Source organism: Undibacterium sp. SXout20W (assembly GCF_049340285.1).
Taxonomy (GTDB): domain Bacteria; phylum Pseudomonadota; class Gammaproteobacteria; order Burkholderiales; family Burkholderiaceae_D; genus Undibacterium.
This window is the reverse complement of the sequence record NZ_JBMPPH010000070.1, coordinates 1-12,104: the sequence shown is the minus strand read 5'-3', so window position 1 is coordinate 12,104 and position 12,104 is coordinate 1. Positions and strand designations below refer to the sequence as shown.

General features: G+C 46.5%; 11 protein-coding genes. 9 read left to right on the top strand and 2 right to left on the bottom strand.

Annotated features, from left to right (window positions below; all coding sequences use genetic code 11):
• Positions 1-273 precede the first annotated feature (273 nt).
• Positions 274-654, bottom strand: a complete 381-nt coding sequence (locus tag ACO0K1_RS19340) for a tautomerase family protein (protein ID WP_423028726.1) — start codon at positions 652-654, stop codon at positions 274-276.
• A 383-nt stretch (positions 655-1,037) separates the two neighbouring features.
• Here ACO0K1_RS19340 and ACO0K1_RS19335 point away from each other — a divergent pair, with 383 nt between their 5' ends.
• From ACO0K1_RS19335 to ACO0K1_RS19305, 7 genes are all read left to right on the top strand, one after another.
• Positions 1,038-1,844, top strand: coding sequence for a substrate-binding periplasmic protein (locus ACO0K1_RS19335; protein ID WP_423028724.1), 807 nt, complete (start codon positions 1,038-1,040; stop codon positions 1,842-1,844).
• A gap of 224 nt (positions 1,845-2,068) precedes the next feature.
• Positions 2,069-2,740 (top strand): hypothetical protein, encoded by a 672-nt coding sequence (locus ACO0K1_RS19330; protein ID WP_423028722.1) that lies wholly within the window; start codon positions 2,069-2,071, stop codon positions 2,738-2,740.
• Entirely contained in the window at positions 2,737-3,414 is a 678-nt protein-coding gene (locus tag ACO0K1_RS19325; RefSeq protein ID WP_423028720.1) for an ABC transporter ATP-binding protein, read from the top strand. The genes ACO0K1_RS19330 and ACO0K1_RS19325 overlap by 4 nt, the downstream gene beginning before the upstream one ends.
• Positions 3,411-4,643 (top strand): ABC transporter permease, encoded by a 1,233-nt coding sequence (locus tag ACO0K1_RS19320; protein WP_423028718.1) that lies wholly within the window; start codon positions 3,411-3,413, stop codon positions 4,641-4,643. The genes ACO0K1_RS19325 and ACO0K1_RS19320 overlap by 4 nt, the downstream gene beginning before the upstream one ends.
• Positions 4,644-4,657: 14 nt before the next feature.
• Positions 4,658-5,413, top strand: a complete 756-nt coding sequence (locus ACO0K1_RS19315) for an outer membrane lipoprotein-sorting protein (RefSeq protein ID WP_423028716.1) — start codon at positions 4,658-4,660, stop codon at positions 5,411-5,413.
• Positions 5,414-5,416: 3 nt separating this feature from the next.
• Positions 5,417-6,715 carry a hypothetical protein gene (locus tag ACO0K1_RS19310; protein ID WP_423028714.1) on the top strand — a complete coding sequence of 433 codons (1,299 nt, stop codon included), beginning with the start codon at positions 5,417-5,419 and terminating at the stop codon, positions 6,713-6,715.
• 191 nt (positions 6,716-6,906) lie between these two features.
• The gene (locus ACO0K1_RS19305) at positions 6,907-8,508 is read left to right on the top strand and encodes a mucoidy inhibitor MuiA family protein (protein WP_423028712.1); all 1,602 of its coding nucleotides are present in this window, start codon (positions 6,907-6,909) and stop codon (positions 8,506-8,508) included.
• A gap of 132 nt (positions 8,509-8,640) precedes the next feature.
• Here ACO0K1_RS19305 and ACO0K1_RS19300 read toward each other — a convergent pair whose 3' ends face one another.
• Complete coding sequence (locus ACO0K1_RS19300; RefSeq protein WP_423028710.1) at positions 8,641-9,747, bottom strand: HD domain-containing phosphohydrolase; 1,107 nt, start codon at positions 9,745-9,747, stop codon at positions 8,641-8,643.
• Positions 9,748-10,172: 425 nt separating this feature from the next.
• Between ACO0K1_RS19300 and ACO0K1_RS19295 the strand changes: the two genes are divergently transcribed.
• Together ACO0K1_RS19295 and ACO0K1_RS19290 are read left to right on the top strand one after the other, a co-directional pair.
• On the top strand, positions 10,173-10,559 hold the full coding sequence (locus ACO0K1_RS19295) for a MerR family transcriptional regulator (RefSeq protein ID WP_423028708.1): 387 nt from the start codon (positions 10,173-10,175) through the stop codon (positions 10,557-10,559).
• Positions 10,560-10,586: 27 nt separating this feature from the next.
• A complete protein-coding gene (locus ACO0K1_RS19290) occupies positions 10,587-11,618 on the top strand; it encodes an aldo/keto reductase (protein ID WP_423028706.1) in 1,032 nt (343 codons plus the stop codon).
• Positions 11,619-12,104 lie beyond the last annotated feature (486 nt).

The window sequence follows — 12,104 nt, the reverse complement described above, 5'->3', positions numbered from 1 at the left end:
CGGCATCATCTGCTTAAGGATGGCCTCCTTGCGTTCTGCTGGATAACGATTCACTGCATGTCTCTACTCCGCCCCAATACGGTTGATGTGAATTAATTGACGCGACATCTATCCTGACATAGGGGGATAAGAAGAATACAAAAATAATTACATTTGGGAAAAAATAAAATTGATGACGTTTCGGGCTCAAACTTCAACAACAATGAATCAAGTTTGAACTAACTTTGAACTAACTTTGAACTAACTTTGAACTAACTTTGATTCAAATTTGATTCAGGTATGGATTAACCGTCCACCGGCAAACGACCAGTTTTCCCACGTCGTTTCTTTGAATACAACCATTACATTTTCTGGATGAATATTTTGATCGCTTAAGCGGTGCATCAAACTTTCTAACAGTTTCTTTTTAACCTTAACGCTACGGCCGACGGACCATAAAATTTCGACTAACACGAAATTTTCATCGCGGTCTTGTTTCGCCTCCGGGTAACGTGCATCAAATCGAAAATTCACAGCATCGAGCTCTAGAGCGCGCTGAAATAAATCATCAACTGGTACGCCAGATTCAACCAAAGCACCGTGAATTGAATCGAATACCGCCGTTTTAAAATCTGCAGTTTTTGGCCGACGAAGGGTAATGGTTACTAATGGCATGATTTTTCTCCTATCTGATAAAGCACATGATAGAAAATCAAAACGGAGAAAAAACGACCTATGACAATAATTCACAATGAGAAGAAAACATTCCAATTAATGTAGAAATTTTATCTAATGATTTTAGAGCAACAAAAAATCTATACACGACGTGACATAAAAGTTAGCATTCACTAAATGAAAGTCGTCGATTAGCGATTTTTCTACCATTTTTTAATTTAAAACTTTGTTGGTTTCCCATCACAGCAAATTTGAAATCACCTTTTCTTAGCGCATTCAGGGGCTATAATTGTGTTAAACGTTACAAATAATTTATTACAAATTTAACACTTACATAACAGGCTTGCTTTTTTTTACGCCTAATAACGTTTTATCGAGTTTGCATGGTTCAGATTTCTCTCTCAAGACTGGGCGTATTTACTTTACTACTGAGTGCCCTCTCGCTGTGGTCAGACAATGGCTGCGCACAAGTGACGCCTAATGGCGTCCCGTCAATTACGCTGTTGACCGGGGAATCACGCGACGACAATGGTGAAGTTATTCCCATTCGTCCGGAAAATCAAAGAATCCTCGAATTTATTGAACATTCGATCGGGATTCACTTTGACATACGTCGTTTGCCAATTCCCAGAGTGATTGAAGGTGTCAAACAAGGAGATGGGCTGGGCTACGGGATATCAAAAACCAGCGAACGACTGAAATTCCTGGCGTACTCTGAGAGTATATTTACGGATTATGTCTGGCTCATCGTACCTGATGATTCCTCAATAGAAACTGGTAGCCATGCGGAATTAAAGGGAAAATCAATTGGGATCGTACGCGGAATACGTTACAACGATGAAATTGATGGAATGAGAAATGTGTGGTTCAAAGTAGAAGAGGATCCGTCTCAGATAAGTTCACGCTTAAAAAAACTGATGTCCGGACGCATGGATGCAATGCTTCTCAATTCGCGTACTCGCACTGCCAAAGAATTGGAAAATGATCTTAACCTATATATGCAAGATAGAAATATTCACAGCGACTCGACGGATCGACATGGCATCCGGGTTATCAGCAAGCCATTTTTAGCAGATGATGTTTATTTCGTGTCCGGCTTAAATACCGACAAAAGTATTCTGAATAAGATTAATGCAGCGATTCTCAAAGGGCGTAAGTCAGGAGATCTTCCTCTCTTGCAAAAGCCTTAGCCATGACTTGCTTATCCGTACGATTTAACGCCACATAAATTCTCATGCCGGAATAGCATTTCGGCATATTCAGCACCCGCCTCCCCACATCTAAGCATCTCCATTCGCGCCACAATTTACCGCGTTCACGCCAGACTTTCTCCAATAGTCGCAAATCCCTGGTACGGAACACGCGCCAAATTTAAGCTTCGCCTGTCGTAGTCCTTCACTAACAGGAGATCAACATGAAAGCAATCACAGCACGCTCAAGCATTTCGCTCACTGTAGCTCTGGCATCATTTTTTTGTGTCATTAATTCTGCCAGCGCTTTTTCTGAACCTGCATTTCAATCCAGTTTTAAAAAATTTACTTCCGCATCTGGTAATACTGATACTGAGCAAGCTGCTCAAGAGTTTCAGCAGCTGCTGAATGCAGAACCAGCAAATCCCCTCTTAATGGCGTATGCAGGTGCAGCTACGGCAAAGCTCGCGACTACCACCATTTTTCCATGGAAGAAAATGTCGTATGCCGAAGATGGGATGGCAAAACTGGACAAGGCCTTACAAATAACGACCAATGTCGACAACCTGAGCAATAGCAACTCTGGTATTGCTATGCACGGCAACGTGCCCGTCACTTTGGAAGTAAAGTTTGTTGCCGCCAATACGTTTTTGGCAGTACCGGGATTCATGAATCGTGCCGCCCAAGGTCAAAAGCTCTTAAATGAGATTTTGCAGCATCCACAATTTATAAACACGGTAAGTAGTTTTCGTGGTGCCGTATGGTTACGTGCAGCCAATCTGGCACTTGAACAAAAGCATCCAGAGCTGGCAAAAACATATTTAAATGCCGTCATACAAGCCAATGCGCCACAAGCAAACAGCGCTGCCAGTTTATTGAAAGGCATTCCATCATGAACCAAACAGCCATCATGGAATTACACGGCGTACATAAGGCATATCGGTTGGGTGAGCACTTGGTGCAAGCACTACGTGGCGTTGATTTGCAGATACAAAGAGGGGAATTATTAGCCTTAACTGGCCCCTCGGGTAGTGGAAAGAGTACGATTTTGAATTTATGTGGATTGATTGATCGTGCCGATACAGGCGACGTGATGATCAATGGTGTCAATTCCAAATCGTTGACCGAGAGACAATTGACGATACAAAGACGCGACACGATTGGGTTTATTTTCCAAAGCTTTAATTTAGTGCCTGTCATGACCGTTGCGGAAAACGTCGACTATCCCTTATTTTTAACTGGCGTCCCGCTCGCCGAGCGCAAAGAACGCGTCGCGGCACAACTCAAAGCAGTCGGATTACATGAACATGCACAACATTTACCCGATGCGCTGTCAGGCGGTCAGAGGCAACGCGTAGCAATTGCCCGCGCCTTGATTAAACGGCCATCCATCGTGATCGCCGACGAACCCACCGCAAGTCTCGATTCACACACAGCCGATCAGGTACTAGACCTGATGCGTGAGCGTGGCCACGCTGAGGGTGCGGCTTTCATTATTGCGAGTCACGACGAGCGCTTAACGCGGCGATCTGATCGCATTGTTGCTTTATTGGATGGGAAACTACAATGAAATTATTCACTGACAATATCACCTGGCTGAAGTTTGCGTTTCATAATAGTCAGCGCAATCGTCGTCGGTCCTTAGTCACGGTAGCCATCGCAGCCCTGGGCACCGCAGCGATTTTGTTAGCGGGTGGGTTCGCTTATTCTACTTATGAAGGCTTATCTCAAGCAGCCGCGCGGACTACAGGGCATTTGATCGTTGGCACGCCTGCACACTTTAATACGGAAGAAGATGTACCTCTGCAATTCGGCATGGACAATGCGCCGGCACTTCAACAGCAAATACTGAGTGACCCCGCCGTTCGCTATGTACTGCCCAGAGTCGATTTTAGCGGTCTCATTAGCAATGGCGACAAGTCAACCATCATGCTGGCAATTGGGATTGACCCGCAGGCAGAATTTGCCGTAAAGGGGCCGTTTCTCACATTGAAGGAAGGCGAAATTTTACAAGCGAATGCGCCTGTTGCAGAAATCATGCTGGGTGAAGCACTGGCAAAAAGCCTGAAGGCCAAAACTGGCAGTGATTTAACATTAATGGTCAGTACGGTTGATGGTGCACTCAACGCCATGGATGTCAAAGTGAAAGGTGTCGTATCAACGGGCATTCCTGATATCGACAAGCGCCTGGTCTATACCGATATCAAAACCGCGCAAAAGATCTTGAATACGCAGCGCGTTTCCAGTCTCGGTGTGTTTTTAGATAGCATGCAAGCGACCAATCCTGCACAACAAAGAATTAGTCAACTTTTGCCCACATTGAAAGTAGAAACCTGGCTCGATGAAGCATTCTTCTATAAATCGGTGCGCGATCTTTATAACCGAATTTTTGGTGCATTGGGATTGATCATCAGTGTCATTGTGGTGTTTGTCGTCACCAATGCGATGGCGATGGCGATCATTGAACGAACCCGCGAAATTGGCAGCCTGCGTGCGATGGGAACCCTCCCCTCAGAATTGATACGTAGTTTTACCTTTGAAGGCATGTTCCTCGGTGCTGCTGGCGCGATAACCGGGGCAATTATTGCCATGACGATTGCCGTCTTATTGTTAATTTTTCCAGTTGAAATGCCGCCACCACCTGGTCGTTCAACCGGCTACCCCTTGCTCATTACTATCGACGCTGCAATGATCTTTTTTACCCTACTTGGAATGATCGCATTATCAATGCTGTCGTCCGGCTTAATTGCTCGCAAAACGATGCAGCAACCCATTGTCGATGCTTTAGCGCATAACTAAATGAAGGAAACATCATGTTACTGAAAAATAAGAAATTCCTGTCCGTCAGTTTGTTTCTGATGTTGACAAATGTTTGCGCACTCACGCATGCCGATGAACTTAAAAACCTCTTGAAGGCCGCTGACCATTTTCGACTTGGCGAAGAAAGTATGCAAGTTGAAACAATCATCACTACCTTCAGTCACGATGGAAACAAAGAAAAAGAGCGTGCCTATCTGGTTTATAACCGTCCTAATCGTCAGTCCTTAGTGCTGATGCAAAGTCCTGCCGAAAAAGGCCAAAAAGTGCTGATGTCCGGCGATGACTTCTGGATGCTATTACCTGGTAGTCAACGTCCTATGCGTATTACACCGATGCAAAAATTACTTGGCGACGCATCGATCGGCGATATTGCGACCACTGCATGGGAACAAGATTACGAAGGAAAAATCGTCGGCGAAGAACAATGTGATGGTCGCTCCTGCCTGCATCTGAGCCTCAATGCGAGCCGTAAATCAGTCGCCTATCAACACATCGAGTTGTGGCTGGGGAAAACCTTGCACGAACCATTAAAAGCGGATCTTTATGTCCAATCAGAAAAACTGGCGAAACAAGCAAGTTTTGTGTTCGATAAGCCGCAAGCGCCAACGGCGGTAAGCCAAATGATTCTACTAGACCAGTTAAGTAGTCACAAAGAGACCCGCGTGCAGTATTTGGGAAGGAAGCCAAAATCGATACCCGACCAGTGGCTCAATCCTATGTTCTTAGCTAAAAATCCCAATCTGGAGTAACTCATGGTTTCATCCGCCAAGGCGATAACTCATGCATCAAGATTATCTCGCCTCATAACGCTAATGCTCCTCTGTGCGAACGGTCAGATTGTGAATGCCGCCGATGTGAATGCCGCCGGTACGAATGAAATCGCGCTGAGTGGTCAGGTTCGCACTTTGTGGATGAATGCCAACAACAATGCTGCAGGTCCCGTAGCCGCCACGAATCAATTGTTACCAGGATTTATTACTGAAAATACGAATGACGCCACTATCCAGACTGAGTTGCATGTAGCCACGCACGGTATCACCGCTATCGGCACCGTGCAAGGTCATGCATTTGATCATGGTGGAACTAATGTAAGTGCATGGTTAAACGAGCTCTACACGGGTTGGGGCAATGGCGCATGGCAATTCAGTGCTGGTAAGAAAATTGTAAGTTGGGACGTGGCCTACGGTTTTCGTCCTAACGATATGATTCAACAAGAAAAACGCCAAGCCTTCATCACCAGCACCTTGATCGGCAGACCAATGGTAATGGCAGAGTATTTTGATGCAGAGAGTTCACTGGCATTAGCGTTCGTTAATCCGGGTCATGCCGCAAATACGGATGCATCGACCGAGCAAGCATTCGTCGCGCGTGCCTACCATCACGCCGGGAGCCTTGATCTCTATGGCTTCGGCCGTTACGGGCAAGAAACTGGCGGCAGCCTTGGTAGTGCAGCGGCGTGGGTGCTATCGGATTCAATGGAGGTGCATGCATCGTATCGCTACAGCCAAAAAATGGCGCTATTAACGCTAATGCCGCCGGCGTCATTGCTTGCCAGAACCTCGCCATGGTACGCCCCACTTAAAAATGATATTCAACAAGCCGTGATAGGAATGACCTATACCACGGAAAATCAACAGAGTTTTATCATCGAAGCCTGGTGGGATGGCGCAGCGCCATCAAATAGCCAATGGCAACAATGGCGTCAAAGAAATACGGCCTTAGGACAACTAGCCAACGCCGTACCAACACTGAAAACGCCCGCTGCATTCAACGTAGCATGGCAAGCGAATTTATTTTCAGCGGCCAATAATTTGCGTCAAAAAAATATCTTTGCACGTTGGAGCTGGCAGAGCGGTGCGTGGCAGGTGGCCATCGATACACTCTATACGCCTGAGGATAAAGGTCGCGCCAACAGTGCCAGTGTCGAATGGCAAGGTGATCGCTGGCATCTGGAAGCAGGAATGCGGTTGTATGGCGGACCATCAAATGCGGTCTTTGCCCAACTGCCACAAAATCGAATCCTCTACACGTCTGCAACATGGGCATTTTGACCGATAAAATTCTTCACGCATCGTAAAACTGAGTGGGCATTGCAACATTGCACGTGTTTTGTTTTGTTGAAAATTCTGAGATACTGGCGAGCGATCATTTCAATTAAGAATTAGCAGATCGGGGTAATAAATATGATTTCAAGCCCTTATTAGTCTGCCTTCGATATGCCTTTACTAAGTCAGGATATTCTATGCGAAAGTCTTTGCTTGCCTTTAGCGCAGTGCTACCGCATCTGTGTTTTGCGCAGTCCGCAACCCCGTCCAACATCAGCAACGTCCTCGTTTATCCGGGTGGCGCAACAGTCGAGCGAGTTGCCAGAGTTAGTGCTGGCATGAAAGAGGTCGTTCTTAATTGCCTGTCGGCACGCTTCGATACGGACTCATTATCAGTACATGCCGATAATGGAATCCAGGTCGGAGACATTAGTGTAGAGACGCTTGATCGAGTGCGTGCACCAGAATGTGCGAATACAGCGTTGGATAAACGTATTCATGAATTAGAAGAACAACGCGCCGCCATTGCCAGCGAGGCGGGGGCGCAGGATTTAGTGTTGGGCTATTTAAAAAATGTCGGCACAGAACGCCAGACAAGCACTAACCCGATGAATACGACCATCGAACAATTGCGCAAAAATGGGCTAGACACCTTACAGCGCCAACATCAGGCGCAAGTACGTTTGGAAGAGATTGATAAATTACTGAAGCCTTTACGCTCAGAACTTTCCAGCCAGGTTCAGGCCAATCCTCAGGTCAGAAAAGTCACTGTTCGTATCGCTACGCAACAAGATGCCGAACTACATATTTCTTATCGGATGACGCAAGCAGGATGGGCTCCAATTTACCGCGCCTATCTGAACAGCAACACGGGTGAGGTCAAACTAGAACGCCACGCCCAAGTTGCGCAGAGTAGTGGTGAGGATTGGAATGGCGTGAATTTGAAATTATCGACCGTGCAGCCAAATCAGGCAAACGAGATTGATCCGCCTTCGGCATGGTTGCTCAATATTTACACACCGCCAGTGAGTGCGCTTCCACCAGCATTTATACCGCCACCAGAAGTACAAGTTGCCTATGCTCGCAGAGGATTGGCTGAAGCAAAATTAGCACAGCCTGATATGCTTACCCCACCTCCGCCAGCCAATGTTAGTTTTGATGTCAGTGTTTTCGAAGGTGAGTACGCCGCAGAGTTTATCGTCCCTGGCAAGGCCAGTCTGATTGGAAATGGTAAGAAAATTGCCTATTCCTTAGGCTCACAATTGATCACTGCTGATGTAAAAGTTCGCGTCCAGGCACAGCAAGAAGCACAAGCCTACCTATTGGCCGAAGCGGCGCGCCCTGCTGGCTCGTGGCCACAAGGGAATCTGCAATTATTCCGCGACGGCGACTTTGTCGGACAAAGCCGATTACACTTTGCCAGCGAAGATAAGGTTGAGCTATTTTTTGGACGTGATAATCTAGTGCGGGTCGAGGTTGAGCCTGAACAAAGAGACGCCAGCAACACCGGCTTTATCGGCAGTCGGACAGAGAAAAAAATTGCCCACAACTACCGCATCAGCAACCAACACAAGACCGCCGTTAAATTAGAGCTGGTTGAACCAACGCCAAAATCTGAAAACGATAATATCAAGGTCAGTAGCCAATTTACGACCACGCCTACGCAATTAAGCTGGCACAAACAACCTGGTATTGTCTCCTGGGACATCAGCCTCAAACCAGGTCAGGAATATAAACTTGGTGCACAATACGTCATTAGCTATCCAAAAGAGGCAACTATCACTGGATTATCCCAATAATCTTTTGTGGTTCAAAAGCCGGTAAGTAAGAAAGTAAGTAAGTAAGTAAGTAAGTAAGTAAGTAAGTAAGTAAGTAAGTAAGTAAGTGAGTAAGTGGGAGCATCCATTTTAGATGCTCCCACTCTTATATTCTCATTGCTTCATCATCAAGCTTCGCACGACATCATTAAATGTCGTCACCATGTCCGGATCAAATTGCACATGGATATTGGCATTGATCTCTGAAACGGCCTGCATCAAACTCTTTTTATAACCTCGATCAGAGCGCTCTGTCGTGATCGAGCTAAACGTATCGACGATGGAGAGCATCCGTGCACCAGGGTGAATATTGGTGCCGGCGGTACCATTTGGATAGCCAGAGCCATCGAAGAATTCATGGTGATCCAGCACCATCCGTGCCGCATCGTCCCATCCACCAAACCGCATCAATATCTGACTTCCGAATTGCACATGCTCTTGTAAGATTTTTTGCTCTTCGCGAGAAAGAGCGCTTTCTTTGTTATAGATGGATTGCGGCATCAGACACATTCCCACATCGTGCATCCAGGACGCTGCTTCTAATTGCTTAGGGTCCGCGGGGCGTCCCAAGGCCTCGTTCAAAGCGGTGACCAGTTCCAGAGTCTGCTCGCTCCGATTTTTGCGAAAAATACTGAGCTTGTCCAGATGCGCAGCCATTCCCCGCATAAATGCCATATCTTCAGGAACGGCGAGTTCTATTTTAATGCCCTTAGTAACAGGCGCTTTATCAAATACCCGGCCGCCAAGGTTTTCTATGGCGATATTCAGAACTTGGGGGGACAATCCTTGCAAGGTGTTTTTGTGTAATGCATCGCAAACATCAGACAAACGCTTTCTTTTGGTTTCGTCCGCCTCGCCATGGCTGATGAGTTCGGACAGCAACAACTCAATTTCATCAGTCGCCAATAACAGAAATTCGCCTAATTCTGGCAGGTATTGTTCAGGATGCGAACGTACTTTAGAGAACACCTCTTCTATTCGGTGCAACAACGCATTCAACGGTCCCAAGCCAACCATCTGGCAGTTTCCCTTCAGCGAATGCATCGACCGAAACATGCGATGGATATACTCTGATCCGCCTTGATTATTGAGTGCTTTGACACAGACTTCAACTTCAGCACAGCATTCGCGTGTGCAATCCACAAAATCATCAATGATGGTACGTTCCATCGCTAAAAATTCTGGACAACTGAATTTCTCTGAAAAATTGGGTGTATTCATTCTGACGCTCCCGTTGAATTGCACAGCTGTGTTGCAAAAACTTAGGACGATGAAACAGACGGCAATGGCAAAAGTGAAAAAGTAGAAAAATAACGAATACTGATCCAGCATGCTGCCACGCTCTCGGAGGCAGCGCATTGAACTGCAAGAATACCCTATTCATGCGGTTTTTTGACAATATTCTTGCAATTTGACATTAGTTGCTTATTACGAATGAAAAACAGTCGTTTTCTGGCAAAGCCACACCCATTCGCACCCATTCGCACCCATTCACACCCATTCACACCCATTCGAATCACCAATAGGGCAAAAAAGTTACTAGATCAATTGATAAGCTGAATTTCCATCACTATTCAGAAAATTTTTCAAAAATGCGGAATAATGCGCTTGACTTAGAGCGCACTCTAACTTCTAAACTTTGAACCATGAACACCACATTAACAATACAACAAGCCTCCGTGGCGACCGGATTAAGTGTCCACACTCTGCGCTATTACGAACGTATTGGCCTGCTTGATCCGGTCACCCGACGTGACAACAGCCATCGCTTATTCTTTGACGAGGATATTCGCTGGATCGAGTTTTTGCTGAAACTGAAACGGACTGGCCTGCCTATACGCGACATGGTGCGCTATGCCGAATGGCGCCGCCAAGGTAATACTCCTGAAAGCGTCGCCGCTCGTAAAGCGCTGCTTAAGCAACATACACACAGCGTCGAACAGGCACTGGCAGAGCTACAAGGCAATCTTGAAGTACTGCGCAAAAAAATCGACATGTACGAAGACATAGAAGCACAAACAATGGGCTCATGAGTCCATCCACCTTAAAGGAAACGTAATATGAAAGCAGTCAACAACTTAACCACCGACGCCTCTGATGGCGGATTGACTCGTCGCTTAGGGGCAAACGGCCCAGTGGTTTCTGCAATCGGTCTTGGTTGCATGGGAATGAGTGATTTCTATGCAAACCGCGATGATACAGAATCCATTGCCACCATTCACCGTGCGCTCGAATTAGGTATCACCATGTTCGATACAGCTGATATGTATGGACCGTACACCAATGAGGAATTGCTTGGAAAGGCAATCAAAGGTAAACGCGATCAGTGCTTTATCGCGACCAAATTTGGTATTGTGCGCGATCTGAGCAATCCACAAGCACGCGGAATTAACGGTAGTCCTGCCTATATCCGGCAATCGGTGGAAGGCAGCCTGAAACGGCTGGGGATTGATCATATCGATCTCTACTATCAACATCGTATCGACCCGAATACGCCGATAGAAGACAGTGTCGGCGCCATGGCAGATCTGGTTAAAGCGGGTAAAATTCGCTATATCGGTTTATCCGAGCCTGCGGCGGCGACCATAGAACGAGCGCATCAAGTCCACCCTATTACCGCCGTTCAAAGCGAATACTCGCTATGGACGCGTGACCCGGAAAACGACGTTCTGGCAACCTGCCGCCGCCTGAAAATAGGTTTTGTTCCCTATAGTCCATTAGGCCGTGGTTTCCTGAGCGGCGCATTTACCAGTCCAGATCAATTTGCAGCGGATGATTATCGTCGCTTCAGCCCGCGGTTTCAGGGCGAAAACTTCAATAAAAATCTACAATTAGTCCAAAAGGTGGAGAAACTCGCCAAAGACTATGGCTGCAGTGCATCGCAACTAGCACTGGCCTGGGTACTGGCGCAGGATCCGCATATCATCCCCATCCCGGGCACCAAGCGCCGTCGCTACCTGGAAGAAAACTGGGGCGCACTCGCACTGCAATTATCAGCCAGCGACCTGCAAGCACTGACGGCAATCTTCCCAACGGATGCCGTGGCGGGTGAACGTTATCCGGAAGCAAGCATGAAAGTGTTGAACGGCTGAACCCATCAAACTTAATAGCAAGCGGAGGGCAAATGTCTCCCTCCGTTTTAAGGCATTTATAAAGACTTTATTTTCCGTGACGATCACCATTCAGACAAGATGAAAATCGAGGATTGCGAGGAAGATTTTCGTTAGCGCTAATGAATGACATTAAATTCGGCGCTTTATAAGCGAGTCTCTCTCAGGGCTACAACCCGCGCCGTTATTGCGTTTAAATAAATTTGGCGGGTTGCACCTTCGCTGTAATTAAGCATCCATTTCCGACGCAATATCGCTTTTGATTTTCTCCGCTTCAGACAAAGCAATTTGTGCTTCACGGAAAACGGCTTAGAAAGTGTCGTTATCTGAGCATAATAAATTGGGCGAATTCTAGGATGAAGTGCAATTTATGAACGGTACCGGTTAATGAGGGCAAGATGCGATAGCATTTGTGCCTTTTTGACCGGCCAGTCGAAATTGCATAATGAACTACACACATCTCACCCA